This is a genomic window from Tritonibacter scottomollicae (assembly GCF_032924845.1).
Taxonomy (GTDB): domain Bacteria; phylum Pseudomonadota; class Alphaproteobacteria; order Rhodobacterales; family Rhodobacteraceae; genus Epibacterium; species Epibacterium scottomollicae.
In genome coordinates this window covers 3,920,001-3,946,960 of the sequence record NZ_CP136704.1, presented here as the reverse complement: position 1 = coordinate 3,946,960, position 26,960 = coordinate 3,920,001, and the positions used below count along the sequence as shown (strand labels likewise).

The following is a 26,960-nucleotide window of genomic DNA, read 5'->3' as shown; positions in this document are numbered from 1 at the left end:
CCCTGATGCTTCAGACTTTTTCCCGGCGGTGGGCGCGGGCGGAACTGGCCTGTGCCGCCGCCCTCGCCGCCGCGATCACCGCGCTGATCCTGCTGAACGTGCTGACCCGCAGCGTTGGCTTTGCGCTCTACTGGGTCGATGAGCTTGCGGTCTATGCCATGATCTGGATGACGCTGCTGGCGGCCTCGGCGGCGGTCCACCACAAGGACGCGGTCGCCGTCACCATCGCCACCGACGCCCTGCCGCAGGATGCCGCGCGTGTCCTTTCACGCCTCGTCGACGCGGTGATTTTTGCGCTGGCGCTGCTGACAGCCTGGTTCTGCTGGCGCTGGTTCCTGCCGCTGGAATTTGCGCGCGCGGGCTTTGACGTCGAGACCTTTCAGGGCGCCACCTTCAACTTCATCTATTCTGAGCCCACCAACACGCTGGGCCTGCGCAAGGTCTGGGTCTGGTCCATCATGTGGGTGTTTGCCTTCGGCCTGATCCTGCACAGCCTCAGCAATCTCACCACCGCAACCGACCGCAAGGGCACATCCTGATGACAATCGCCGTTTTCATTCTTTGCATGTTTTGCGCGGTGCCGGTCGCCTTTGTGCTGATCCTGACTGCAATCACCTATGTGCAGGCCAGCGGCAACGCGGTGCTGCTCGACAGTTTCGCCCAGCAGCTGTTTTCCGGGCTTGAAAACTACGGCCTGCTGGCGATCCCGCTGTTCATGATGACTGGCGAGCTGATGAATGAGGGCGGCATGACCCGGCGGCTGGTTCAGGCGGCGCGGGTATTTGTCGGCGGTTTTCGTGGGGGTCTTGCCTATATCAACCTTCTGGCCAACATGTTCATGGCGGCGATCATCGGCTCTGCAGCCAGTCAAATCGCAGTGATGAGTCGCGCCATGGTGCCCGAGATGAAGCAGGAAGGCTACCGTCCCGGTTTTGCCGCGGCCACCACCGCTGCGGGTGGCCTGCTGGCGCCGGTGGTGCCACCTTCGATGATGTTCGTCATCTACGGCGTGCTGGCGCAGCTGCCGATCGGCGATATGTTCATCGCTGGCATCCTGCCGGGGCTATTGCTGTTTGGCGCCTTTGTTATTGTCATCACCCTCATCGGGGTCGCACAGGGCTTCCCGCAGGGGCAATGGATGTCGCGATCAGAAGCTGCACAGGCCCTGCTGGGCTGCCTGCCCGCCAGCCTGATACCGGTAACCATCATCGGCGGCATTCTGTTCGGCATCGCCACGCCCACTGAATCTGCTGCCGTCGCCTCGCTGGCGGCCTTTACCATGGCCTGGTTCTCCGGCCAGCGGCTGACTTTGCCGCGGCTATTTCGCCTGTTCCGCCGCACCGCCGTTAACTCTGGCATGGTGGTCTTCATGATCGCGGCGGCCAATGTGTTCGGCTGGGTAGTGGTCTACGAGGCGCTGCCGCAGAAGCTGGCCGCATCGATCACTGCGATCACCAGCGACCCGTTCCTGTTCCTGCTGATCGTCAACGCGCTGCTGCTGTTCGTGGGGATGCTGATCGACGGCATCGCGGCGGTGATCTTGGTCACTCCGATCCTGCTGCCGATCGCCACCGGGTCCTATGATATCGACCCGTTCCAATTCGGCGTGGTGATGTGCCTGAACCTGGTGCTGGGGCTGCTGACGCCGCCCGTCGGCGTGGGGCTGTTCATCACCTCGTCTATGACCGGCATCCGGGTGGCCGAGATCCTGTCCGCGCTGTGGCCGTTCCTGCTGTCGGTGGCGGTGGTTCTCGTGGCGCTCAGCTACTGGCCGCTGCTGTCCACGGCGCTGCTATAACTGCTCGGCAGCGGCCTGCTCAAGATAGCCGATCAGCGCCTCGGCGGCCGGCGACAGCCGCGCCTTGGCGTTCAGTGAAATGCCGACCGGCCCGGCACCAAAGGGCACCTGCCAGTCCAGCCTGGCCAGGCTACCCCAGGCGATGTCCTGCTCCGGCACATGGCGTGGCATCAGGCAGATTAGCGGACGCCGCTGCAGCAAGCTGCGATTGATCAGAAAGGAGACCGAGTCCACGTAAGACGCAGGCGCATACATGCCCTGGCCGCCAAAAAACATGTCGACCTGCCGCCGCAGACTGGTTTCCGGCGGGGGCAGAATCCATCCGAAGGGCTTGAGATCCTCGAAACTCAGCCCACTTTGGCCCGCCAGCGGATGATCCGGGCCGGTCACCGCCACGATAGTTTCATCGAACAGCTTGCTCTGCGCGATCTCGTCGCGGTGGCGATGGGTAGGCAGCCGCCCAACCACCATGTCGATCGCGCCGCGTCGCAGAGCGGGCATCAGCGCGTCATTGGTGCCTTCAACCACCTTCACCGCCACATGCGGCCGCTCGTGCATCAGCTGGTCGATCGCTTGCGGCAGCAGCCCTGAAGAGGCCGCCAGCAGCGAGCCGATCACCACCCGGCCACTGCTGCCGTCGTTCAGATCATCCAACTCCTGCGCCGCGTTTGACACCTGCGCCAGGATCAGCTGCCCCTGCCGGATCAAGGCCTCTCCATAGGCGGTGGGGATCACGCCGCGGTTGGTGCGGTCAAAAAGCTGGACTTCAAAGTCCAGCTCCAGGTCCTTGATCATCTTGGTGGCTGCCGGCTGCGAGACGTTCAGCTCCCGCGCCGCGCCCTGAATGTTCTGATGCTGCCCCACCGCAACCAGCAGCCGCAGCTGCCGGAACTTCAGCCGGGTCTGTACCTTTTCAACGATCCGGGTGTGGCGGCTGACCATGTGGCATCTTCCTAGCGTTTCAGAATTTCATGCGCTCGGCATATTGATTGATGCTTGCTATCACGCTCATAGCAGCAAGCGAAGAGGTGCGCGGGTTCAACGGCAGCGGGTTGCCCTCGATGGAAAAACGGAAAGAGCCGAAATCACCCTCCGCCTCGATCTCGTGGATGTTGCGACTGATGCCGGGGTCCGCCAGCAGCTCTACCTGCGTGTCGTCAAAACCGATGCCTGCCAGGGCCACCGCCGCGGCGACATTGGCGTTCTTGGGGTACTGCAGCGCGGCCTCGCGGGCGCTGCCGCGGAAATGCACCTGCGCCGCACCGGTCAGCGCGCCAAGGTCCAGCACTGCCTCGGCCGGAGAGCCAACCCAGCCCTGCGGCGGCTTGCGGCCGATGTAACGTACCGCTTGCAGCGTTCCAATCCGGCCCGCGCGCAGCGCATCCAACGCGCCAATCGCACCGGAGACCAGACGGATACTGCCGCCGCCCTCCTCTGCGGCGCGGTCCAGCTCCTGCAGCAGCGCCGCATCCGCCAGCGCCCCGATCGACACCGTCAGCAGATCATGCCCCGCCCGAAGGATCTTCACCCCGTGCTGCAGCAGCGCGCCATGGCCCGCGCAATCCACGAAGAGATCGATGCCCTCCCCGGCGTCTGCGGCCTCGGTTACAAAGTTGAACTGGGTGCCGAATTCACCTCGCCGCGGCACGATTTGATTCTCCGGCACAATGACCGCAGCAATGTCTGTCTGGCTGCCTGCCAACTGGTCCACAACATACTGCGCCATGGCGCCAAACCCGATGAGAGCAATTTTCATTCCGCAGTCCCCTTGCATTTGCCACTGTGATAACTGCAGTTCAGGATGGCCTGATGCTAATTCTGGTTATACCAAGATCACTTCTTTGGATTTGTTTTCTGCCCGGCTGATCGGGATGCTCCGCACTGACCCAATGATGGCCCCGCGCGGCGCGCGCCCGGCCATTCAGCGAACAAGGATCGGCGCATGAAATACTCAAGACACGAAGCCAAGGATTATGCCCGCGAACATATGCAGGGGATCTGGGCCGCAGCCCTCAACCCGTTCAACGCGGATCTGAGCCTGAATGAGGTCGGGCTGCGCAGCAACATCCGCCACTGGATCGACGATCTGGCCATCCAGGGCCTGTTTATCGCCGGCAAACAGGGCGAGTTCTTCTCGATGAGCCTGGAGGAGCGCAAGCGCAACTTTGAAATCGCGGTCGACGAATGCGGCAGCAAGGCGGGCACCATCATGTCGGTGTCAGACCAGAACTTCAACACCGTGCTGGAGTTAGCCAAACACGCCGAAAACTGCGGTGCGGATTACATCGTGGTGCATGCCCCGGTGCTGAGCTTTGTGCAGGACAAGGGTGAGGTTCTGTATCAGTATTTCAAGGCGCTCTGCGATCAGCTGAACATCGGCATCGCCATGTGGAGCCACCCTGACAGCGGCTACCTGATGCAGCCCGAGGAATGCGCCCGCATCGCCGAGCTGCCCAATATCGTCGCCATCAAATACTCGGTCCCGCGCGAGATGTACGTGCGCCTGTCGCATATGGTGGGGGACAAGATCCATGTCTCCACCGCCTCGGAGGATGAATGGCTGGACAATATCGAGGAGCTGAACTGGAAGCTCTATCTCTGCTCCTCGCCGCCCTATCAGCTGCAAACCCGCAATGACCGGCGCATGCACGATTACACCCAGCTCGCTTTCCAGGGCAAATTCGACGAGGCCCGCACCCTGCGCGACAGCCTGAACCCCGTGCGCGAGGCGATCGCCAGCAGCCGCCCGGCGGACAAGCCGCAGGCCTTCGGCAAATACTGGCAGGAGCTGCTGGGTCAGGTCGGCGGCCCGGTGCGCCATCCGATGCTGAACCTGACCGAGACGGAAAAAGCCACCATCCGCGAGGCGTTCGAGGGCTGCGGGCTGAAGCTCTGAACGGCAGCGCCCGCCGGGCGGCGGCCTTTCTGCCCTGATCTCCCGGCCCTGCACTGATCAGGCCGCGCGGACATACACCCGCGCGGCCTGATCATTCCCCCTGCCCCTTGATTTTCAGCCAGCTGAGGTCCCTTTGGGAGAGCTCTTTGCCCTGTGTTCTGCCGCCTGCTACGGGATGGCCGGCGTCACCATCGCCCGCAGCCGCAACCAGCGGCGCGGCGATGGCGGGGTGTTCCTGTCGGTGCTGGTGACTGCACTGCTGACCGGGGCGCTGTGGCTGCTGGCTGGTAGCGCACCGGTGCTTCCAGCGGATGGCACCCACTGGCGGGCGCTTGGCCTGTTTGCCGTGGCCGGTGTCTGTGCGACAGTTCTGGGGCGATTGTTTATGTACCGGTCGACCGAAATCCTGGGTCCGGTCGGTGCCGCCATGTTGCGCCGCCTGATCCCGCTCTTTGCCATACCGCTTGCCATCCTGCTGATCGGCGACTGGCCTGGTCCTGCCGAACTGGTGGGCGGGGGGCTGGTGGTGGCTGGGGTGTTCGCTTTCTCCGGCAGCGCGGCTCCAGTGGGAGCGCTGGCGGGCGTGTCGCTGGGGCTGCTGTCGGCGGCCAGCTACGCACTGTCCTACGGCCTGCGCAAATTGGGACTGATGCAGCTACCCGACCCGCTGCTGGCGACCTGCGCCGGCGCAAGTGCAGGCTGCCTGTGCTATCTTGGTTGGGCATTTCTGTACGGCAGCAGCGACAGCAGACTTACAAGGCTGCACTATCTGCTGGTCGACCGCAGCGCCGGATTTCTTGGCACAGCGCTGCTGCTGTCCGCAGGGCAGACGCTGCAGCTGGCGGCCCTGCTGCACACTTCTGTCACCAGCGTGGCGCTGATCGGGGCTCTGGATGTGCTGTTCAGCGCCCTGTTTGCCACGCTGCTGCTGCGCCAGCGGATGCAACTGACTCCACGCGGGCTGATCGCGGCTTTGCTGGTCGGACTGGGTAGCGCGCTGCTGCTTCTGAACTGACCCCCGCGCGGGCTGGGCATGAAACTCCCCCTACGGACCGGCCTGTGGCTCAGAGCAGAGCGCAACTCCGCAGTCCCAGCTATTCGATTATTGGCTATCCAGTTTCCCGGAATGCGAATTGAGCAAGGCCGGGCATGACGTAGGCTTTCGAGCAATCACAACAAGCTGACGGAACCGCAACAGCCTCACGTCAGCGTCAAAACAGGGGGCCTATATGCCTGAGTTTCACCATCTGCCCGTATCTCTGACCCTCGCCGCGAGCCTGCTTGCATCTGCAGCATACGCCGCGGGTGGCGGCGGCGGAGAACCCGGTGTCATCGACATCCGCGACCCGATCGTCCAGCGCTGGTTCGAGGCCACACCGCACAACCCGCCTGCCCTGCCAGAGCCGGGACGCGACTACGGCCTGATCGGCGAAGGCGGTGCCTTTGTTGCGCCAGACGCCGCACCGCTGTCGTCCTGGGCGCCAAATTTCCCCGGTCAGCTGGACGGCTGGGACCAGAACTCCTATGCGAAAAACGTCGATGTGCTGGCTTTCTACCCCACGGTCACCTCGCCCTGGCATGCCTGGGCCAATGCCGTCGATATGGATGGCAAACGCTATCTCTACACCCATGACCGCGACTACATGCGGGTGCTGGACATTACGGATCCGGCCAATGCGGTCGAGGTCTACAGCGATGGCGGCGTTTGGGGGCCGGAGGGCTCCAGCGAAGAATTCGACAGCAAGAGCGTCACCGAGTATTTCGGCGGATTGACGATCGTCTGGCACGCAGGGCTGCAAAAGCACGTTGCTGTCGCCTCATATGAGATCGGCCGCTTTGGCGTCATGGGGCGCAAATCCGAAGACCCCGAGGGCATTGCCCTGGTGCGCAACTATACCTCGCTGAAGGGCTTTCGGGTCTACGAGATGAACGGTCCCACCCCGGACGACTGGACGATGATCGCCGAGCGCACCACCGACCGTGCCAACCCGGACGCGCCCATCGGTGCACAGCAGGGGTCTGGATCTCTGGATGCCCCGGCCTGGACCGGCGGGCGCTACATGGTTCTGTCCGCAGCCCCCGACGATAGCTTTGCGCTGACGGAATACCCCGACTATGTGCATTCTCCCGGCTACCAAATCTGGGACATGAGAGATCCGGCCGACCCTGTGTTCGTCAGCCAGCTGTCGGTACCGGGACAGGACATCGACAACGCCGCGGACCTCGCCGCTTATCTAGAGAATCCGCGAGCAGGCAATCGCACCTCCTGGATGGGATCACGCAACCCGCTGGCCCTGCCCGTCCCGATAGAGGACGGCGGCACGCTTGGCTTTGGTGGCATGGGCGGACTGGGCTTCTGGACCTTCGATGTCAGCGACCCGGCCAACCCCACACCGCTGGGCGACCTGCAGGTCGCACCCAGCTATGCGGGCACAGAGTTCGACAATGTTGACGTCAGCCAGTACGCCCGCACCGGGCATGTATTCTCAAACGGCTACCCGATGAATTCGAACTGCTATGAGCCCTACAAGGACATCTTCTCCATCGACGTGTCCGATCCGACCAAGCCCGCTGTTGCCGCGACCTTCCCGCGTCCACAGCCACCGGCAGAGGCCGGTTTCACGGACTACTGCCAGCGCGGTGGCAGCTTCGGGCCGAAACGCTCCGGCGGAATCGACCAGCCGGGCGGCGGACGCGACGGCGTGGTGGTCTATGCCTTCTACAATGCCGGCATCCAGATTTTTGACGTAGAAGATCCCACCAAGCCGGAGATCTCCGGCTACTACGTGCCCGCCTTTCCTACCGCGGATGAGGTGCCAGACTGGACCTTTGACAATGCGGTCTTTGCGGTATTCGTGGAATATGACCGCAATATCATCTGGGCCTTTGCCGTGAATGGCGTCTATGCGCTGACGTCACCGCTGCTGGGAGAGCCGCTGACCAGACTGCCCGACGCGCCCTGGCCGCCGCGCGAACGCTGATGCCGGGGGGGGGGGGGCGACTGCCCTGGTCGCGCGCCCCTCCTTCAACAAGAGGTCGCGCTCTCTCCTCTACCGGCAGGCTTACCGATCACGAAGGCTGAGCCTCCCGACACATTCCGCCTATGCGGCTGGAGCCTGGCGAACTCCACACCGTGATCTGCATACTCGTCACTTTGACGAACGACGCAGACGCCGCTTCCCCTCGACGCCGGGCATGAGTTTAGCCTCCGCACCAGCGGCGGCGCAGGTGATAAGGACCTGATGGAGTTGATGGATATCAGCCATCTTTGAATTAATCTGAACGCCGCAGAGTACGATGTCCCCCCCCGATCAAGATGGACCAAAGAGCCGATGCGCGCCTTGAGGTGGCTTTGCTGCGCAAAGACGAAGAGGGATTCATGTCGTGAAACCGGCATGTTAGTTGGACTGTATGAGCAGATCCATCCCGCCGAGCTACAAGACTAAGAACTGGCCGGCCTACAAAGAAGCCATCAAGCAGCGTGGGTCCCTGACGATCTGGTTCGATCCGGAACTGGTCTGGGTGCCGCTACCGAACGGCAAGCGCGGCCGGCAGCCGCAGTATAGCGACGCCGCGATCCAGACGTGCCCGACCATGAAGGTCCTCTTCGGCATGGCGCTCGGACAGACGACCGGTTTCGTCGAGTGAACCGCGCCAGGTTTGCCGGAGGCTCCAACTCATGAGTAGGATGGATGCCAACGTACTATAAGCTTGCGCGTTTCGTGCGGTTTCCATGCTCCCCCCCTGTCGAGGGTTTTTTGTGCCGCTGGACAATGTGGCTCGGTTTTTTTGTTGTCGACTAGGCAGAATGACTTGGAAGCAAGAAGCTGACCTACGTGCTCTGTGCAGCTCAAGTCTCACTTGAGCTCATGGCTACGACCCTTCGCTGCAGGTGCAATCGGCGGCTCCCAGCCCAATCACGACATTCATGCAGGGTGCAGCGAAATCTCTGCTGTATGTGCGACGGGTTTCCCGAAAGCATGCGTAATTGGGCAGAATCGGAACTGAGGTCGAGCTCCAGATAGGATCACAATAGATCTGTTACGAACCAAGGCGGGCACTCAGATCAAATCATGGGGATGCGGTTGATGCGCACCAAGGGTCGTCGCCGCGCTGTCGTGACTGTCGCCCGCAAACTGGCCGTTCTGTTCCATCGCATGTGGGTAGATGGCACCGAGTTCCGTTCAGGGACGGTGGAGGGCATGGCATGACCCAATGGTCCAATACCAGAACTGAACGCGATCACCCTCACCGGACGAGGTTCGTGGAAGAAGCCGAAAATGTCTGCTGTGCAACGAGAAGCGCGCTTGAAAGCAAGGCTCACTGTGTGAGAGTTCGGGTGGCACGCATCCCAATAGCTTTAATCTCAACTAATGGGTCAAAAGTGACGCAACCCCCGCCCCCAACAATCCTTTGTTTGCGGACCAGCTCAGAGCAGCTAACTTGAACTGCATGAGACGTCTTTGGATTTTGCTACTGATGGTCTTGTTTGGCACGCCGCTAGGAGCCAAGGACCTCACGATCCTTACATCATTTCCGTCGGACATGACGGATGTGTTCGAGAGCCTCTGGCAGGACGCCAAACCGCGAACTCGGATCCAGGTTCTCAATAAGAATACGATCTCAGCGATGGAGGAAATCCAGCAAGGAAATGCGCGTGCTTTCGACCTGTTCTGGGCGTCCTCGCCGGAGGCGTTTGTTCTCTTGGGTCGGGATGATCGCTTTGCAGATGCGACAGTGTGCAGCCCCAATGGTCCCGCCCCAATCGAAGCGTTCGCGGTCTCCTCGGTCGGCTGGTCACGGCGCAGCGACAGCACCCTTTTCATGCCGGGCAGCTGGAATGATCTTCTGCTGCCCATTTATCGCGATCGCATTGCCATGGCGCGCCCCGCGCGATCCGGCACCATGCACCTATTGGTCGAGCAGCTGTTGCAGGTGCGCGGATGGGACGAAGGCTGGACCTATCTGCTCGAGCTTGCCGGAAATCTCTCTACTCTGACCGCCCGCAGCCACGGGGTGCCGGACGGGCTGATCAACCGCCGCTTCGATATCGGGCTCATGATCGACTTTTTGTCCACCTCCCGCGGTGAAGCGCTGCAGTTCAGGTACGGACGCCCCATGACGACGTTCTCGGCGCAGATCGGCATCCTGAAGGGCGGCATCAACCCCGACCTCGCTTGCGCCTTCGTAGAAATGCTGCTGTCGCGCTCAGGCCAGCTGGCATTGCGTCACCCCAACGTCAGCCGCATCCCGATTGACGCACCGATCCGCGCTGAGATAAGCGCGACGATCCCGCCGGAAATAACCGCGGACTTGAAACTGCCTTGGCTTGAATACGACCCAGAACTTTCGGCAGACCGTTACTGGGCGGTCAATGCGCTGTTTGATCTCATGATTGCAGATGTCCTAGTCGAACGGCGCGCGCTCTGGCGGAGATATCACGCGCTCAAAAAACAGGGATTTGGGGCCGAACTGGATCGGGTGCATCAGCTGCTGACCAAAGTGCCCATTTCCGAACGCGCCGCCACAGACGTCTCTCATTCCGCCGCGACGGGATTGCGGCCCTCCGTGCAACCCGCAACAGGATCTGACGAACGCAAACTCCTTGACGGCTGGCGCGAAGAAGTTCGTGCGCTTCTCGCACTCGCCGCGGCGGATTTGGAAGCGTTAGAGACAAGCCGCGACGAATGAAACGCTTCTTGGAAAGAACGATCCCACGTATCTGGACGCGACTGTTTATTCTAACAGTGTTGGCCGTCCTGCTAACATGGATCGTCATCGCACTTGCGATACAAGCCTTGCAGGATGCGCGGTCGGTGGTCTCCGAAATAAGCACGACACATGTGCCGGACCTGACGCAAACCTCGCAACTCTCTGCACAAATTGCCGATTTAGCGATCCTGAGCAACGAACTGCTGTTTGCAACCAGCATCCAGAGCAGCCCAATCAGAACCGCCACCACCGATTTGTCACGCTTTTTGGTCGAGCGCCTGGAAAAACCTGAGATCGAAGGGGAGACACGCGAAATTGTCGCGCAGTTAGATGTGATTGCACAGCGTCTGGACCGGATGCAGCGGTTGGAGCAGGCAATCCGGGAGGATATGTCGCGCCTGCGTTGGCTCGGAGTGGAGCTGGAGGAGGAAACCTCCGCGTTGGTCGCGGATTTCTCGTTCAACATCCAATCGCAAACACGAAAAATCGTGACCGAGAACAACGAAAACAGGCGCGCAGCAAAGGCTCGTTTTCTTGCGCAGGATATCCAGTCCCGCGATCAGTTTTCAGCGCTGGCGTCAGAGCTTAGCCGCCTGATTTCAGTGGTTTTCCAGATCGCAGACGCGAGCTCGCACGATCAGATGAAACAACTGGAAGACATCTACGCAGATTCGGTGTCGCGCGTCTTTTCAATGCTGCGCCAGGATTCTGACCGCACAGAGTTTCTCACCATCCAGCAATCGCTGAGTGCGCTTGAAGCGGTCACCATCGGGCCAGAGGGATTGGCCCGGCACCGGCAGGAATGGCTCAGCCAACGCAATGAGGTGCAGGCGCAGTTGGAACATTCATTTAACGCGCTGTCTCGCCTACAGAAAAGCCTTCAAAACGACGCTCGCGATCAACGCCAAGCGCTCGCCGCGACGGTTCAGGCGTTTTCACTCCAGTCTGATCGCCGCCAGTCCGTGTTGCTGATCGCAACAGTGCTGGCGCTTGCTGGTGGTTTTGGCATCCTGTTCCTCTATGTGCGTCCTGTCATCATCCGCCCGATGCAAAATCTCACAGGCGCGATGCATGCAATCGCGAGCGGACAGGCCGCCCGGATTGACGATTTTGACCAGCGACACGACGAAATTGGTCAGCTCACCCGCGCGGTTCACGCGTTTCAGACCTCTGTCCACGAGCGCGATCAAGCCATTGCACAGCTTCAGGCGACACAGAACGAGCTTGTGCAAGCGGGAAAAATGGCCGCGCTTGGCAACCTTTCGGCTGGGATCAGCCACGAACTCAATCAGCCTCTGGGTGCCATCAAGCAACGTTTGCACATGCTACAGGCCGCGATCGCCGCAGCCGACACGCAGGCGCAGGCACGACAGACCGCGAAAATATCCGATCTTACCGACCGGATGGAACGCATCATCCAACATTTGAGGAAGTTTGCTCGCCGATCAGAGTACCTCAGAGAAAGGGTGCAGCTTCAACCATTGGTACAATCCGCAATGGGCCTTATGTCCCCGCAGTTCACCGAGCATGGCGCGACGCCGATGATTGACTCCACGTTGAGCACGATCTCTTTCATCGGTGACCCGGTGCTTGTGGAGCAAGTTATCGTCAACCTTTTGAGCAATGCGAGCGATGCCATCGCGCAAACCGGTAAAGCTGGCGAAATTCGAATTGAGTCCCATCCTGCAGCAGAGGGAAACAGTGCTTTCTCGGTCGTGGACACCGGGGCCGGGTTGGGCGACCTGGAACCCCACGACATCATCGAACCCTTCGTGACCAGTAAACCCCCCGGCGCGGGTCTCGGGCTGGGCCTGTCGATTTCCTATAACATTCTCAAAGGGCTTGGTGGTGATCTCGTGATTTGCAGCCGTCGCGATCAGGGCGTTCGCGCCACTGTCACACTCCCATCAGGAGATTTGAGCACATGAAACAGAGTTCGCAAGTCTATCTGGTTGATGACGACACCGATTTTCGCGAAGCCACCTGCGAATTATTGGAAGGTGCGGGCCTGACGGTAGAGCCATTTTGCAACGGAGCAGAGATGCTCCAAAAGCTCGACCCAGAGTGGTCTGGTGTCATTTTATGCGACGTGCGGATGGCTGATATGGATGGGTTTGGCGTCCTGAAGGCGACACAAGATATCGCCTCGGATATTCCGTTTGTGATGATTACAGGGCACGGCGACGTACGGATGGCCATCTCGTCGATCAAAGCAGGGGCTTATGACTTCATCGAAAAACCGCCCCAGCCCGACATGCTGATCAGCACCATCAGCCGTGCCGTAGGAGCGCGCAAACTGCTGGTAGAAAACAAGCGACTGCGGCGACGTACGCAAAACAAAAGCGGCCTCTCGGCAACGCTTGTGGGGCAGTCTCAAGCCATCCGCGAAATTCGCGCGCAGGTGCTGCGGTTGGCGACGCTGCCGATGACCGTTTGCATCTTCGGCGAACCGGGCTCTGGGAAATCTGTTGCGGCACGCGCGCTGCATGACTACGGCGAAGGCAAAGGCGAGTTTGAAATGATCGGATGCGCGGCGACCTCACCGGAAGGGTTTCGGTCAGACCTTGCCGCCATCGCACCAGAAACCGCGACGCTCTATCTGCGAGCCGTCGACCGCCTTGATCCAAAGGCCCAGGCGATCCTGGTCGAATATTTGAAAACCCCTGGCATTCCACGGGTTATCGTCTCCATGTCAGCCGAAGCCGCAAAAGCGCCTGAAGAAAACCTGGCGGACGATCTTTATTTCCTGGCCAATGTCGCCCGTCTTGATATGCCGGCAATCCGCGAGCGCGGCCGGGACGTCTTTTTCCTACTCGAAGTGTTTTTGCGCTCCGCATCGCAGAGATTTAGCCAGCGCCTGCCCAGAGTGACCAAGGACATGATCCGCCAGTTTGAGCGCCATGCCTGGCCGGGCAATGCGCGTGAATTGCAAAACGTCGCGGAGCGAATGGTGATGGGCCTACCGATTGGACTGGACCCACGGACGCGACAACGCAGCGACGCGCTTTTGCCCTATGAGGAAGCCATGCGCCAATTCGAACGCACGCTTTTATCGCAAAGTCTGCGAGAATCCGGAGGTCGGAAGGGCGAAGCGGCCGAACTGTTGTCGATTCCGAGGAAGCGGCTCTATCTGCGCATGAAGGCGGTCGGCCTCTCCGATGTGAGTCAGGAGTGACCCAATTCAGGTGTCAAAACCGTCTCAAGACGTCATCCGAAGGGGGGATTCAGGTAAAAATTTGTCGATTTCGGTATCTGTCGCAGCATCTGGATGTGCGCGGAGGAGCGCATCTCAATTCAGGGAGGACACTCCATGCGGGGTACCATTCTATCGTCAGTGGCAACATTGGCGCTTATGACGACGGCCGCCGTCGCCGGCGGCAAAGTTACCGTTATCACATCTTTCCCAGACTCAATGACTGGGCCAATCGAAGCTGCTTTTGAGGCGGCTCATCCCGAGTTTGATCTGGAAATCTTGAACAAGAAGACCTCGGCTGGCGTGAAATACATCCAGGAGCTCGCCGGAGACAACACCGCTGATATCTTCTGGGCGTCGGCACCTGACGCGTTTGAAGTGCTGAAGGGAGATCAGCTCCTCTCCAAGGTCACAATCACGTCCGAAGGCATTCCGGACCGGATCGGCGCCTATCCTCTGAACGATCCCGAAGGCTATTACTTTGGCTTCGCAGGCGCTGGATATGGCATCATGTGGAACGAGCGGTACCTCAAGGCAAACGATCTTGCACCAGCGAAAGAATGGATGGATCTCGCCGGGGCCGAGTACCACGGGCACGTGGGCATGTCAGCGCCGTCGCGCTCCGGCACCACACACCTTACCGTTGAAACGCTGCTGCAAGGCGAGGGCTGGGATCAGGGCTGGTCACGCTGGAAGCGCATTGCAGGCAACTTCAGAACCGTGACCGAGCGCAGCTTTGGCGTCCCGGACGGTGTGAACACTGGCAACTTTGGCCTTGGAATTGTCATCGACTTCTTTGGATTTTCGTCCAAAGCATCGGGCTTTCCGGTTGATTTCGCCTATCCCACCGTCACCGCACTTGTTCCCGCGAATGTTGCAGTGGTCGCGAATTCTCCCAACGAAGACGGCGCAGTTACCTTCATCAACTATATGCTAACCCCAGAGGGCCAGTCGGTCTTGTTGGACCCGGCGATCATGCGTTTACCAATCAATCCAGCCACCTACGCCGAAGCGCCGGAGGGTTTTCCCAATCCATTTGAGAACAGCACCATCGAGGCCAGCGTGAAATTCGACGTTGAGAAATCCGGCGCACGCTACAACCTCGTCAATTCCATGTTTGACGTGATGATTACCTATCGCCTCGACGACCTGCGCTCGGCGGTCGGCGCTCTGCATGAAGCCGAAGCGCGCTACAGCGAGACAGGCAATGAGGAGGCACAAGCACTCATCGACGAGGCTTGGGCGCTCATTGACGCGAACCCGATTGATGAGGCGCAGAGCCTGGATTCAGAGTTTGCCGGCATCTTCACGAAAAAGCGCCGCCAGGCCACCGACGAGGTTGGTGAGCGCCAGGCTGAAATCGAACAGCGTTGGGATGCCTTCGTCGTCGAGAACTACGCACGCGCCACGGAATTGGCGAATAAAGCAGCCGCGATGTAGCGCGCGGCTCCCGGTCCCCGAAACATAGACCTAACTGCCATCGTGCTCTGCACGGTGGCAGGACATCTCCAAGGACGCTCCCCATATGTCAAGCTCATCCTCTTCGTCGGGCGCACAGGCCGCCGGGCTCTCTGATCGTGTGCCCAACTGGCTGGTCCCGAACCTCTCCGGCCTGCATGTCACCGCCGTGCTCATCGCGCTTTTGCTGATCGGCCTGCTTCTGGTGCCCGTGGCACAGGTCATGATCGTCGCCTTCCAAGACCCGGCAACGGGCGCAGCGACACTTCAGAACTTTATCGATTTCTTCCGTACGTCGTTGTTCAGAGAGAGCTTTTGGAACTCTTTTTATGTGTCGGCCATGTCCGTGGTCGTCGCCACCGCGATCGCCCTGCCCTTGGCCTATATCACGACACGGTTTCACTTTTCAGGGTCGATCCTCATTCAAAGCCTCGGGTTCATCCCTCTGATCATGCCACCCTTCGTGGGCGCCGTGGCGATGCAGCTGATCTTTGGCCGCAACGGAACTGTCAACCTGCTGTTGCAAGACTGGTTTGGCATCTCAATCCCCTTCATGGAGGGGTTGAATGGCGTCATCCTGGTGCAATCGATCCACTACTTTCCCTTCATTCTGATCAACCTCTCCGCGTCCTTGCGCAATATCGACCGCTCGATGGAAGAAGCGGCGCAGAACCTTGGAAGCCATGGCATGCGCTTGTTTCGCCGGATCGTTTTTCCGCTTGCGATGCCAGGTTACATTGCCGGTGCCGCATTGGTCTTTATCAAGGTGTTTGACGATCTAGGCACGCCGCTCCTCTTGAACGTCAACAACATGCTCGCACCACAGGCGTTCCTGCGCATTTCCTCTATCGGGATCAGCGACCCGATGGGCTACGTGATCTCCGTCATCCTTGTCGTGTTCTCAATCCTGTCGCTGTGGGCCTCTTTCCTGTTCATGCGTGGCAAGGATTACGCGACGGTGCAGAAAGGCGGCGGCGGCATGGCCAAACGATCACTTAAGCCGCTGGAGAAGACGCTGGCCTACGGCACGGTCATATTGATCCTGCTGGTGGTCCTGAGCCCACACCTCGGCCTGCTGTTGCTGTCTTTTGGAACAATATGGTCATTTGCGCCGCTTCCAGATGGCTACACCCTGCAAAACTACATCACCATGTGGCAAGGCTCTAAGACCTTCATTTTGAACACTGTCCTCTACGCCGGGATCGCAGCCACACTGGATGTCATCATCGGCACCGCGATCGCCTATATTGTGCTACGCACAGGAATATTCGGGCGCAAGGCGCTTGATTACCTGGCCACCGCCGCGCTGGCTGTTCCGGGCGTCGTGCTCGGGATCGGGTACCTCAGGACCTTTCACCAGATCGACGTTCCGTTCACCGGCGAACCTATGGCGAACTGGTGGGTCATCATCGCAATCGCCCTGATGATCCGGCGCCTGCCTTATGCGTTGCGCGCCTGCACGGCCGCGCTGCAACAGGTGAGCCTTGCGCTGGAAGAGGCCGCAGAAAGCCTTGGTGCGACCAAGCGGCGGACCATCCAAAAAGTCGTGATCCCTCTGATGACAGGTGGCATTCTGGCAGGCTTTGTGACCAGCTTTGCAACCGCCGCAGTGGAGCTTTCGGCCACCATCATGCTGGTCAGTTCAAACAATGACGCGCCGCTGGCCTATGGGATCTACCTGTTCATGCAAACCCCATCGGGGCGTGGCGCTGGGGCTGCACTTGGAATCGTCGCTGTCATTGTCGTCGCGATCGGCACCATCGCCTCTCAAATCATCATTGAAAGAGAAAAAAAGCTCAAAGCGTCCAGCGACGCGCACTGAAGCCTTGGAAGGAATGCAAACATGACAAAAACTGGTATCAAAATCGAAGATGTCCACCTGTCCTTTGGCGAGACCGAAGTGCTCAAGGGCGTCAACCTGGACATTAAACCGGGAGAGTTCTTTGCCTTTCTCGGCCCCTCGGGCTCAGGTAAGTCCACGTTGTTGCGCGCGATTGCAGGCTTTGGCCCCGATCCGCGCGGTCGCATCCTCATTGGGGACCGAAACGTCGTTGGACAAAGCCCATGGAAACGCAATGTCGGTATGGTGTTTCAGTCCTATGCGCTTTGGCCGCATATGTCGGTGCGCGAGAACGTCGGCTTTGGCCTGAAGGAGCGCAAGCTCCCAAACGCCCAGATCCGTCCCAAGGTTGACGCAGCGCTCGACCTTGTGGGCCTTGCGCATCTCGCAGACCGAATGCCGAACCAACTGTCGGGTGGGCAGCAACAACGTATTGCGCTGGCGCGAACCATCGTCGTCGAGCCTGAGGTCTTGCTGTTGGATGAACCGCTCTCCAATCTCGACGCCTCCCTGCGCGTGCAGATGCGGCGGGAACTCCTGAAACTACAACGCAAGCTCGGTCTCACGACGATTTTTGTGACTCACGACCAAGAAGAGGCAAACACGACCTCTGATCGGATGGCCGTGCTTGATGGCGGGGTTATCCAGCAAATCGGCACGCCGCAAGAATTGTACGACACGCCGGCGAACCTCTTTGTGGCCAACTTCCTCGGCACGGCAAACATTCTAAAAGGCCGTGTAGAAGCCGATGGCGCAGCTGCGCGCTTTGTGACCGAAACCGGCGATCATCTCAGCTTGCCCGCGGGAATGCGCTCGTCAGGATCAAACATCGTACTGCGACCTCAGAATATCACCCTACTGCGTGATGAAGCGCCCAACACGCTCACGGGCACAATCAGCCACAAGGAGTTTCTCGGCAGTCAGATCCGATATCTGGTCAACGCGGGCGGCACCGAAATGGTCGTCGACCAAAGCCACAGCGCAGGTCTGGACTGGTTCGAAACCGGAACTCAGGTCTTTTTGCAGACCAACACCAGCAGCGCCGTCGTGCTTTGACGCCTCACATTGGATAGACGAGATGAAGAAAGCCCCTTCTAGTACGGTTGCTGCGCACGCGGTGGATACCAAGACGCGCGATCCGCAGTTTCTCTACCTGCGTCACGGTCAGACAGACTGGAACCTAGAGCAACGCCTTCAGGGGCGTTGCGATCCGCCCCTGAATGAGACGGGCATCGACCAGGCCCGCCACGCCGCTCGCGCTGTGGCGTCTGGTGGCGTGGATGTCATCATCACCAGCCCTCTCAAGCGCGCCCGCCAAACTGCGCAGATCATAGCCGAACACACGTCGGCGCGGATCATCGAAGCCCCTGACCTCGTAGAGCGCAACTTTGGCGCTTTGGAAGGCAAACGGCTGGTGGACATCGCCGGAGAAGGCCCAAGCAGCTATGACATAGCATTTCGGGATGATCTGCCGGGCCATGCAGAACCCTGGGACACCCTCTGCGCAAGGGCCGAGCACGTCGTAACCAAGTGGCAGCATGAAATGGCGCGTCACGACATCCTGTTCGTGAGCCACCTCGCCGTGATGACTGCATTGTGCGACGCCCTGAGCGTCCCCCGGATCGACGTGAAAAATGCTCATCCCTACCGTTTTCAGAAACTCAAGGATCGCTGGGATCTAAACTACGCTTTCCGGTGACAATTTGTTTTCTCTCCTCGCTGCGCCTCTTCTATCTTTCGTTCATAGCGGCAGCCAGCAACCAGTAGCACGGTTCGCAAGGGACTCTACTTTGCGGTGTCCTCACCATGTGACCTGCGCCCTAGTCGAATGACAGGGAAGCGCAGATAGCATGCGTAATTGGGCTGCCTTTGTTGTGAGGTCGAGCTCCCAGTATGATCACAGGATAGCTGTGAACAAGGGAGAGAGATGATGGATTACTTTGTTGGACTTGATGTGTCGTTCCGGTCGTGCGCGCTTTGCGTTGTTGATACGAAGGGCAAGGTCGTTCTCGAACGCGAGCTGGTTTGCGAGGTCAACGACATTGCAGCATGCCTCTGTGATTTTGAGTTCCCGATAGAACGTATAGGTTTGGAAGCTGGGACGATGAGCCAACACCTTTACTTTGGACTGCAGGCCGCAGGTTTTGATGTGGTTTGCATGGAGGCGCGTCAAGTAAAGGCAGCCCTGTCTGCGATGCGAAACAAGACTGACAAAAATGATGCCAAAGGCATTGCGCATGTTTTGCGCACTGGCTGGTTCAGCCCTGTCCACATGAAGAGCCGTGGGGCCCATGGTCTCAGAGCGCTACTCAGCACACGCAAGGCATTGCTCAAGAAGACGATGGATCTGGCAAATGAAACCCATGGATTGCTGAAGATATTCGGCATTCGCCTGCCCAAAACCGTCTCGCATGGAAGTTTTGATGGCATCGTACGTTCTATGATCGAAATGGATGATATTCGGGCGCATGCCCTTTTGCCGCTGCTCGACGCAAGGGTGACCCTGTATCAGCAGTATCTGGAGCTTGATCGACGGGTCAAACGGGCCGCTCGCCATGATGAGGTCTGCCTGAGACTTATGACCGTTCCCGGCGTTGGGCCCATTGCAGCACTGACGTTTAAGGCGGCTGTCGATGATCCCACTCGGTTCAAAAAGTCCAGAACCGTTGGCGCGCATTTTGGACTTACGCCCAGACGTTTCCAATCAGGGGAGCACGACAAACCCTGGCCGAATATCAAAGGCTGGGGACAGTGGTGTCCGCGCTGCGCTTTATGCAGCGAGCAATGCGTTGCTCATGCGTAGTATGGCCCAATCCCAAATCAAATCTTGGGGCATGCGCTTGATGCCTACCAAAGGTCGACGCCGCGCTGTCGTTGCGGTGGCGCGAACGTTGGCCGTTTCACTGCATCGCATGTGGGGCGACTGCACTGAATTCCGTCAGGAACAGGTGGGGAGCACGGCATGACATAAATCGCCAAGCGCCCAACCCCTGGCAGGGTCGTCCTCGCCAGACGAGGTTTGTGGAAAAAGCCGAAAAATTTCGCTGCGCATCCTGAAGCGCGCCAGATAGCGGGGCTATCCACAACCGATCCAACTCATGCGTGCAGCGGTGCCAACAGAGTATCAACCAGACTGCGGAGAGAAGCGTGACCCGAATGAGAGACAATGATCCTGAAGAAAGAAGGAAAATGAGCTTGACCCAAACACCCAATTAGAGAAGCGAGATTTGCAAAGTCAGGGCCTGACCGGCCGTCTGGGGCGCGAACGGCCCAATGTATGTACCGGTTGCTGTTCGCAACTTTGCAGCGGCAGCTTCCTGCGCTTCACTGACATCCGTGCAAGATGCAGCGTGAGGTGGCGCTCCGAAAGGAGGGGCGTATTTTGTTGAAAAGCTCGCCCTTGATTGCAGGGCTCTCGGCTGATTCAATTCCCTCAATAGGTGGGAGGATCGGTGATGATGGAATGCGGCAGGAGGCGCAACCGGCGCTGTTCTATGAGTTCTCGCTTGAGACTCGTTCCGCAAAACCACCTGCTGCGGTCCATCGACCGGTTTGTGGATTTGTCCGAGATCCGCACCTACCTCGCCGATTTCTACAGCCACACCGGGCGCCCATCCGTTGACCCAGAGCTGCTGATCCGCATGCTTCTGCTCGGCTACTGCTTCGGTATCCGGTCGGAACGGCGGCTGTGTGAAGAGGTTCATTTGAACTTGGCGTATCGCTGGTTTTGCCGCCTGGATTTGAGCGACCATGTTCCGGATCACTCTACGTTCTCCAAGAACCGGCACGGGCGTTTCCGCGACAGCGAATTGCTGCGCCACCTGTTCGAGTCGACCGTCGCTCGGTGCATCAAGGAAGGCTTGGTCAGCGGGCAGCGCATGGCCATCGACGCCAGTCTGATCGAAGCTGATGCCAACAAGCAGAACTCGACCCCGAAGGAGGATTGGGACCCGGCGCAGGTCAATCCTGCCGACGCGCCCCGCGCCGTTCGCGAGTATCTCGAGACCCTGGACGAAGCCGCCTTTGGCGCGGCCAGCGAGGTGCGGCCCAAGTTTACCTCCCATTCCGATCCGGCCAGCCAGTGGACTGCGGCGCGCAAGGGGCCGGCATTCTTCAGCTATTCCGACAACTACCTGATCGATACGGACCATGGCGTGATTGTGGACGTGGAGGCCACAAGGTCGATCCGTCAGGCCGAGGTCGGATCGACGAAGACCATGCTTGAGCGGGTGAAGGCCAAGTTCGACTTGCACCCAGAGCGCCTGATCGCGGACACGGCTTATGGCACCGCGCCGATGTTAGGATGGCTGGTTGACCGCAAAATTGCCCCGCACATCCCTGTCTTCGACAAGTCGGGGCGCAGCGACGGGACCTGGACCCCGGCCGACTTTGAGTGGGATGCCGAGAACAATCAATACATCTGCCCGGAAGGCCAAGAGCTGAAGCAATTCCGCCGGAACTACTCCGATCTGAACCGCGGGCCGACCGGCAAGGGCGTCGCCAAATACCGGTGCCTGAAGCACACATGCCAGGCCTGCCCGTCGAAGTCGCGTTGCTGCCCCAACATGGACTTCCGGTCGATCACCCGCGAGGAACATGAAGACGCCCGCCAGGTTGCCCGCGACATTGCAAAAACCGAGCAATACGTGATCTCGATGAAGCTGAGGAAGAAGGTCGAAATGCTCTTCGCCCACCTCAAGCGCATCCTCGGTCTGAACAGGCTCAGATTACGAGGTCCATGCGGGGCAAAGGACGAATTCCTACTCGCCGCCACCGCCCAAAACCTTCGCAAACTGGCCAAGATCCTTCCTGCACCGCAGCAAACGCGAAACGCCTGACGAGAAAGGCGCTCGCGCCATGTTCTGGCGTCGGCATTCTGCGCTCGCTAACGAGTGTTTTTCCACAGAAGGGGCGGACAGCCGCCATTCGCCGCATTCGCCGCCAAGGTCAGGTATGGGGTAAGCCGCTCACCGCCGCGCTCTGCCACAGAGTTTGTTGAATAGACCTTGCGGCCTTTTGTTACGAGCCGTTCCCGGCTTTCAACAACGCGAACGCCTTAGGGTCAGGACTCGTTATCCTTCATAGCCAGAAGATGACGAGAGCGGCGAGAGCGATAGCTGACAGGAACACTGTTGGTGATCTGTCGTATCGTGTTGCGACCCTTCTCCAGTCTTTCAGCCTGCCGAACATGATCTCGATCTGGTTGCGGCGTTTGTAACGGCGCTTATCGTACTTGACAGGGGTTTTACGCTGTTTGCGCCCAGGGATGCACGCCTTCCTTGTCTTCCAACGCTTCTCTGAACCAGTCAGCGTCATAGCCCCGGTCGCCCAGCAGCCATCCGACCGTCGGCAGGCTGCTGCACAGAGCCCGTGCTCCGACGCAATCGCTGACTTGGCCGGCAGTGATGAACAAGTTGAGCGGGCGACCACGGCTGTCGCAGATCGCATGCAGCTTCGTGTTCATCCCGCCTTTTGTGCGACCGATCACCCGCCCGCGCTTGTCTCCAGGTCCCCTTTTTCGCCCGTAGGCTGGAAGCCGTACGGTGCGCTTTGAGATACGTCGCATCGATCATGACAGTTTGTTCTTCGCGATGATCTGCGGCCAGACCGACCAGCATTTGTGCGAAAATGCCCTTATCGCTCCACCGCTTCCAGCGGTTGTACAACGTTTTGTGTGGGCCGTATTCCTTCGGTGCATCACGCCACCGCAAGCCATTGCGATTGATGAAGATAATGCCACTTAGGACCCGCCGGTCATCAACTCGCGGCTTGCCGTGAGACTTGGGAAAGAAGCGCTCAAGACGCGCCATCTGCGCATCGCTCAACCAGAAAAGATCAGACATCGTCACCGCCCATTTTTGATGCGGTGAATCACGCAGCCAACCGAAAATCAATGGATCCTGACCCTAATGCACATCGCTCCCACATACAGATGTGCCGAACTGTCCTCTGTATCGGATGATGGGACCGTTGGTTGTGCAGAAGGATCCGCTGGTGCTGAAACTGCCACCTGAGCGAAGGCTGGGCCTTCGACCGCGATCTTTTCACCACGATTGCGACGGTCCGCAACCCACCACTTCCGTACAAGGCACTCATGAGCACCTATTTCAGCAGCAACTTCACTTGGAGAGGTGTCCTCTTCCCGAAGTCGCCTCGTTGCCTCGCGTTTGAGCTCATTCGGCCAGATCTTTTTGCCCGCAGGGGATCTCTCGATTTTGAAACCCCAGACTTCTTGGTCCGCCATTTTTGCCTCCGATATTGATTTGGAAGCATAGTAATCGAGATCTCGGGCGCCGGTTTAGAGGGCAAATAGGGGGTCAGATGCAACGCTTACGATGCAACGAAGCCCCCGCGTTTTGCGAGGGCTTCGTCGGGAACGATGGTTGCGGGAGTAGGATTTGAACCTACGACCTTCAGGTTATGAGCCTGACGAGCTACCTGGCTGCTCCATCCCGCGGTGTTTGTTTTTTTGTTTTCGTTTTGAGAGTATTGGGGTTCTTATTAGGTTTGGCGGTGCCCTACTCTCCCACACCTTAAGATGCAGTACCATCGGCGCAACAGCGCTTAACTTCCGGGTTCGGGAAGGGACCGGGTGTTTCGCTTGTGCTTTGGCCACCAAACCGAATAAGAACCCCGCTAGACTTTTTTTGTCTAGCAAATCAACGTTTTGACCTTGTTTTTAGGAGGTCAACGAGTTGTCCAAGTTTTGTGTATGCGTTTTTGGTGTGGCTGTCTTTTACTGGATCAGATCAAGCCAATCGGGCGATTAGTACCGGTCAACTGAATGCATTGCTGCACTTACATCTCCGGCCTATTGACGTGGTGGTCTTCCACGGCCCTCAGGGATACCTTGTTTTGAGGGGGGCTTCCCGCTTAGATGCCTTCAGCGGTTATCCTTTCCGAACATAGCTACCCAGCACTACCGTTGGCACGATAACTGGTCCACCAGTGGTTCGTTCACCCCGGTCCTCTCGTACTAGGGGCAACTCCTCTCAAGTATCCTACACCCACGGCAGATAGGGACCGAACTGTCTCACGACGTTCTAAACCCAGCTCACGTACCTCTTTAAACGGCGAACAGCCGTACCCTTGGGACCTGCTCCAGCCCCAGGATGAGATGAGCCGACATCGAGGTGCCAAACACTGCCGTCGATATGGACTCTTGGGCAGTATCAGCCTGTTATCCCCGGCGTACCTTTTATCCGTTGAGCGATGGCCCTTCCACTCGGGACCACCGGATCACTATGGCCGACTTTCGTCTCTGCTCGACTTGTCAGTCTCGCAGTCAGGCTGGCTTTTGCCATTGCACTCAACGAGCGATTTCCGACCGCTCTGAGCCAACCTTCGCGCGCCTCCGTTACGCTTTAGGAGGCGACCGCCCCAGTCAAACTACCCGCCACGCAGGGTCCCGGATCCAGATAATGGACCGCGGTTAGACATCAAGAGTGCGAAGGGTGGTATCTCAAGGATGGCTCCACAGGAACTAGCGTTCCTGCTTCAATGCCTACCACCTATCCTGCACATCACAATCCTGATGCCAGTGCGAAGCTGTAGTAAAGGTGCACGGGGTCTTTCCGTCTAACCGCGGGAAGCCTGCATCTTGACAGGCAATTCAATTTCGCTGAGTCGATGTTGGAGACAGCGGGGAAGTCGTTACGCCATTCGTGCAGGTCGGAACTTACCCGACAAGGAATTTCGCTACCTTAGGACCGTTATAGTTACGGCCGCCGTTTACCTGGGCTTCAATTCGGAGCTCTCACCCCTCCTTTTAACCTTCAGGCACCGGGCAGGCGTCAGACCCTATACGTCGTCTTGCGACTTCGCAGAGCCCTGTGTTTTTAATAAACAGTCGCCACCCCCTGGTTTGTGCCCCCGGATTCCACTTGCGTAGGACCCGGGCCTCCTTCTCGCGAACTTACGGAGGTATTTTGCCGAGTTCCTTCAACATCGTTCTCTCAAGCGCCTTGGTATTCTCTACCAGTCCACCTGTGTCGGTTTAGGGTACGGTCTGATGGAGGGCTATTTCCAGGGACTACTTAGCAGCCCGCCCAATCCGATAAGGGCAAACTACCTTCGCAATCCGTCACATCCTCCTGGCCTAGGAATATTAACCTAGTTCCCATCGCCTACGCCTTTCGGCCTCGGCTTAGGGGCCGGCTTACCCTGCTCAGATTAGCTTTAAGCAGGAACCCTTGGACTTTCGGCGAGAGTGTCTCTCACACTCTTTGTCGCTACTCATGTCATCATTCTCGCTAGTGATCTCTCCACGGGATCGCTCACGCGCCCGCTTCATCGAAAGCTCCTTGCGTCCAATCCTTCCCGAAAGAAGGTAAGGACGCATGGAACTATGTCACACTACGCTCTGCTACCATGCACTATGTGCATCCTCGGCTTCGGCTCATGGCTTGAGCCCCGTTACATCTTCGCCGCAGGACGTCTTATTTAGACCAGTGAGCTGTTACGCTATCTTTAAAAGATGGCTGCTTCTAAGCCAACTTCCTGGTTGTTTTGGACATCCCACCTGCTTTCCCACTTAGCCATGAATTAGGGGCCTTAGCCGGAGGTCAGGGTTGTTTCCCTCTCCACTACGGACGTTAGCATCCGCAGTGTGTCTGCCATCTAGTACTCCCGGGTATTCGGAGTTTGGTTAGGATCAGTAAGCCTGTGGGGCCCCATTACCCATCCAGTGCTCTACCCCCCGGGGTATTCGGATGACGCTCTACCTAAATAGATTTCGCAGAGAACCAGCTATCTCCGAGTTTGATTGGCCTTTCACCCCTAGGCACAACTCATCCCGACCTTTTTCAACAGGTGTGGGTTCGGACCTCCAGTGCGTGTTACCGCACCTTCATCCTGGTCATGCCTAGATCACTCGGTTTCGGGTCTGATCCCACGAACTCATTCGCCCTATTAAGACTCGCTTTCGCTGCGCCTACACCTAACGGCTTAAGCTTGCTCGTGAGACCAAGTCGATGACCCATTATACAAAAGGTACGCTGTCAGCCCTCAAGGGGCCTCCAACTGATTGTAGGCGTTCGGTTTCAGGTACTGTTTCACTCCCCTCGTCGGGGTGCTTTTCACCTTTCCCTCACGGTACTGGTTCGCTATCGGTCAGTAAGGAGTACTTAGCCTTCGGGGGTGGTCCCCCGATCTTCAGACAGAATTTCACGTGTTCCGCCCTACTTAATACGTCCTTCAGAGCTTCCCATACGGGGCTGTCACCCGCTATGGCCATGCTTCCCAACATGTTCTGGTCACTCATCAGGCTCGGCTGGTCCGCGTTCGCTCGCCGCTACTAACAGAGTCTCTATTGATGTCCTTTCCTCCGGGTACTTAGATGTTTCAGTTCCCCGGGTTTGCTCTTATAAACCTATGTATTCAGTCTATAAGTACCTGATTAAGCCGGATATAAGCAGCAACCGAAGTCGCTATTATATCAAACTTTCAGGTGGGTTGCCCCATTCGGAAATTCATGGGTCAAAGCCTATTCTCGGCTCACCATGACTTATCGCAGAGTATCACGTCCTTCATCGCCTCTTACTGCCAAGGCATCCACCAAACGCCCTTCTCGCGCTTGATCTGATCCAGAAAGAGACAGCCATGCGGCTATCGTGACCTGACAGCTGGTAAGTAGCCAGGTCTCTGTTTCTGAACCAAAAAGCATACTTTCCCGCTCTTCCCTTCAGTGCCTGTGATGTCGATCTCAGGCGAAGAGAAGAACAATGCATGATCGGGTAGATCATGCGGGTTAGTGTACTTGACTTGGACAACTACTGTCGTTTCAGGCAGGCATACATCCGGGCGTCTGAGGAAACATGACGGATCCGGTGCTGTCCACGAGCAAGCTCGCTTCACCTATCTGAGGTCGTTCCCACACTCGGGAGGACCAACAGTGTTGTTGATTTTTCTCTCTAAACGATATCAAGGCAATCAGATGATTGCCGCAGTGTCCGATTGGACGTTTGAACCACCTGCGCTGAGGTGTCTCAAAGGTCTAATCGAACTCTTTGATTATTTGGATGAAGAATGGTGGGTCGAGGAGGACTTGAACCTCCGACCTCAC

15 protein-coding genes, 2 tRNA genes, 2 rRNA genes and 4 pseudogenes (1 of these 23 only partly in view) are annotated in these 26,960 nt (G+C 58.5%); 16 read left to right on the top strand and 7 right to left on the bottom strand.

Annotation, left to right across the window (positions count from 1 at the left end; all coding sequences use genetic code 11):
* Window positions 1-5: 5 nt before the first annotated feature.
* Both R1T40_RS19540 and R1T40_RS19535 read left to right on the top strand, forming a co-directional pair.
* Window positions 6-539, top strand: a complete 534-nt coding sequence (locus R1T40_RS19540; protein ID WP_317385329.1) for a TRAP transporter small permease — start codon at window positions 6-8, stop codon at window positions 537-539.
* Window positions 539-1,798, top strand: a complete 1,260-nt coding sequence (locus R1T40_RS19535) for a TRAP transporter large permease (RefSeq protein WP_317385328.1) — start codon at window positions 539-541, stop codon at window positions 1,796-1,798. The genes R1T40_RS19540 and R1T40_RS19535 overlap by 1 nt, the downstream gene beginning before the upstream one ends.
* Here R1T40_RS19535 and R1T40_RS19530 read toward each other — a convergent pair.
* Both R1T40_RS19530 and R1T40_RS19525 read right to left on the bottom strand, forming a co-directional pair.
* Window positions 1,793-2,740 carry a LysR substrate-binding domain-containing protein gene (locus tag R1T40_RS19530; protein ID WP_317385327.1) on the bottom strand — a complete coding sequence of 316 codons (948 nt, stop codon included), beginning with the start codon at window positions 2,738-2,740 and terminating at the stop codon, window positions 1,793-1,795. The two genes, R1T40_RS19535 and R1T40_RS19530, sit on opposite strands and share 6 nt — an antisense overlap.
* A gap of 19 nt (window positions 2,741-2,759) precedes the next feature.
* Window positions 2,760-3,554, bottom strand: coding sequence for an aspartate dehydrogenase (locus R1T40_RS19525; protein WP_317385326.1), 795 nt, complete (start codon window positions 3,552-3,554; stop codon window positions 2,760-2,762).
* Between the two features lie 186 nt (window positions 3,555-3,740).
* Between R1T40_RS19525 and R1T40_RS19520 the strand changes: the two genes are divergently transcribed.
* From R1T40_RS19520 to R1T40_RS19455, 14 genes and pseudogenes are all read left to right on the top strand, one after another.
* Complete coding sequence (locus R1T40_RS19520; protein WP_317385325.1) at window positions 3,741-4,694, top strand: dihydrodipicolinate synthase family protein; 954 nt, start codon at window positions 3,741-3,743, stop codon at window positions 4,692-4,694.
* A 133-nt stretch (window positions 4,695-4,827) separates the two neighbouring features.
* Complete coding sequence (locus R1T40_RS19515; protein WP_317385324.1) at window positions 4,828-5,709, top strand: DMT family transporter; 882 nt, start codon at window positions 4,828-4,830, stop codon at window positions 5,707-5,709.
* A 214-nt stretch (window positions 5,710-5,923) separates the two neighbouring features.
* Window positions 5,924-7,675: an LVIVD repeat-containing protein gene (locus tag R1T40_RS19510; protein ID WP_317385323.1), complete on the top strand. Its 1,752-nt coding sequence runs from the start codon at window positions 5,924-5,926 to the stop codon at window positions 7,673-7,675.
* Window positions 7,676-8,105: 430 nt separating this feature from the next.
* Window positions 8,106-8,339 (top strand): annotated as a pseudogene (locus R1T40_RS19505) (transposase); the annotation flags it as partial.
* 455 nt (window positions 8,340-8,794) lie between these two features.
* Window positions 8,795-8,905: pseudogene (locus R1T40_RS19500) on the top strand (IS110 family transposase); the annotation flags it as partial.
* Window positions 8,906-9,173: 268 nt separating this feature from the next.
* Window positions 9,174-10,385, top strand: coding sequence for an ABC transporter substrate-binding protein (locus tag R1T40_RS19495; RefSeq protein WP_317385322.1), 1,212 nt, complete (start codon window positions 9,174-9,176; stop codon window positions 10,383-10,385).
* Window positions 10,382-12,334, top strand: a complete 1,953-nt coding sequence (locus R1T40_RS19490; protein ID WP_317385321.1) for an ATP-binding protein — start codon at window positions 10,382-10,384, stop codon at window positions 12,332-12,334. The genes R1T40_RS19495 and R1T40_RS19490 overlap by 4 nt, the downstream gene beginning before the upstream one ends.
* Entirely contained in the window at window positions 12,331-13,581 is a 1,251-nt protein-coding gene (locus R1T40_RS19485) for a sigma-54-dependent transcriptional regulator (RefSeq protein ID WP_317385320.1), read from the top strand. The genes R1T40_RS19490 and R1T40_RS19485 overlap by 4 nt, the downstream gene beginning before the upstream one ends.
* A gap of 159 nt (window positions 13,582-13,740) precedes the next feature.
* The gene (locus tag R1T40_RS19480; RefSeq protein WP_317385319.1) at window positions 13,741-15,039 is read left to right on the top strand and encodes an ABC transporter substrate-binding protein; all 1,299 of its coding nucleotides are present in this window, start codon (window positions 13,741-13,743) and stop codon (window positions 15,037-15,039) included.
* Between the two features lie 85 nt (window positions 15,040-15,124).
* On the top strand, window positions 15,125-16,879 hold the full coding sequence (locus tag R1T40_RS19475) for an ABC transporter permease (RefSeq protein WP_317385318.1): 1,755 nt from the start codon (window positions 15,125-15,127) through the stop codon (window positions 16,877-16,879).
* Window positions 16,880-16,900: 21 nt separating this feature from the next.
* Entirely contained in the window at window positions 16,901-17,953 is a 1,053-nt protein-coding gene (locus tag R1T40_RS19470) for an ABC transporter ATP-binding protein (protein ID WP_317385317.1), read from the top strand.
* Between the two features lie 22 nt (window positions 17,954-17,975).
* Window positions 17,976-18,596 (top strand): histidine phosphatase family protein, encoded by a 621-nt coding sequence (locus R1T40_RS19465; RefSeq protein ID WP_317385316.1) that lies wholly within the window; start codon window positions 17,976-17,978, stop codon window positions 18,594-18,596.
* Window positions 18,597-18,824: 228 nt separating this feature from the next.
* The gene (locus R1T40_RS19460) at window positions 18,825-19,700 is read left to right on the top strand and encodes an IS110 family RNA-guided transposase (protein WP_317385315.1); all 876 of its coding nucleotides are present in this window, start codon (window positions 18,825-18,827) and stop codon (window positions 19,698-19,700) included.
* A gap of 660 nt (window positions 19,701-20,360) precedes the next feature.
* A pseudogene (locus R1T40_RS19455) lies at window positions 20,361-21,735 on the top strand (IS1182 family transposase).
* Between the two features lie 241 nt (window positions 21,736-21,976).
* Here the strand turns inward: R1T40_RS19455 and R1T40_RS19450 are convergent.
* The 5 genes and pseudogenes from R1T40_RS19450 to R1T40_RS19430 form a co-directional block, all read right to left on the bottom strand.
* Window positions 21,977-22,740: pseudogene (locus R1T40_RS19450) on the bottom strand (IS5 family transposase).
* Window positions 22,741-23,277: 537 nt separating this feature from the next.
* Window positions 23,278-23,354: transfer RNA gene (locus R1T40_RS19445), tRNA-Met, on the bottom strand.
* A 48-nt stretch (window positions 23,355-23,402) separates the two neighbouring features.
* Window positions 23,403-23,517, bottom strand: a 5S ribosomal RNA gene (gene rrf, locus R1T40_RS19440).
* A gap of 125 nt (window positions 23,518-23,642) precedes the next feature.
* Window positions 23,643-26,477 (bottom strand): 23S ribosomal RNA (locus R1T40_RS19435).
* Between the two features lie 447 nt (window positions 26,478-26,924).
* Window positions 26,925-26,960: transfer RNA gene (locus R1T40_RS19430), tRNA-Ile, on the bottom strand (it continues 41 nt past the right edge of the window).

What these genes read in the sequence shown, in the direction of transcription:
- R1T40_RS19540 (WP_317385329.1), top strand. Translation starts at nt 6, where the DNA reads ATGCTTCAGACTTTTTCCCGGCGGTGGGCGCGGGCGGAACTGGCCTGT.
- R1T40_RS19535 (WP_317385328.1), top strand. Translation starts at nt 539, where the DNA reads ATGACAATCGCCGTTTTCATTCTTTGCATGTTTTGCGCGGTGCCGGTC.
- R1T40_RS19530 (WP_317385327.1), bottom strand. Translation starts at nt 2,740, where the DNA reads ATGGTCAGCCGCCACACCCGGATCGTTGAAAAGGTACAGACCCGGCTG.
- R1T40_RS19525 (WP_317385326.1), bottom strand. Translation starts at nt 3,554, where the DNA reads ATGAAAATTGCTCTCATCGGGTTTGGCGCCATGGCGCAGTATGTTGTG.
- R1T40_RS19520 (WP_317385325.1), top strand. Translation starts at nt 3,741, where the DNA reads ATGAAATACTCAAGACACGAAGCCAAGGATTATGCCCGCGAACATATG.
- R1T40_RS19510 (WP_317385323.1), top strand. Translation starts at nt 5,924, where the DNA reads ATGCCTGAGTTTCACCATCTGCCCGTATCTCTGACCCTCGCCGCGAGC.
- R1T40_RS19495 (WP_317385322.1), top strand. Translation starts at nt 9,174, where the DNA reads ATGGTCTTGTTTGGCACGCCGCTAGGAGCCAAGGACCTCACGATCCTT.
- R1T40_RS19490 (WP_317385321.1), top strand. Translation starts at nt 10,382, where the DNA reads ATGAAACGCTTCTTGGAAAGAACGATCCCACGTATCTGGACGCGACTG.
- R1T40_RS19485 (WP_317385320.1), top strand. Translation starts at nt 12,331, where the DNA reads ATGAAACAGAGTTCGCAAGTCTATCTGGTTGATGACGACACCGATTTT.
- R1T40_RS19475 (WP_317385318.1), top strand. Translation starts at nt 15,125, where the DNA reads ATGTCAAGCTCATCCTCTTCGTCGGGCGCACAGGCCGCCGGGCTCTCT.
- R1T40_RS19470 (WP_317385317.1), top strand. Translation starts at nt 16,901, where the DNA reads ATGACAAAAACTGGTATCAAAATCGAAGATGTCCACCTGTCCTTTGGC.
- R1T40_RS19465 (WP_317385316.1), top strand. Translation starts at nt 17,976, where the DNA reads ATGAAGAAAGCCCCTTCTAGTACGGTTGCTGCGCACGCGGTGGATACC.
- R1T40_RS19460 (WP_317385315.1), top strand. Translation starts at nt 18,825, where the DNA reads ATGATGGATTACTTTGTTGGACTTGATGTGTCGTTCCGGTCGTGCGCG.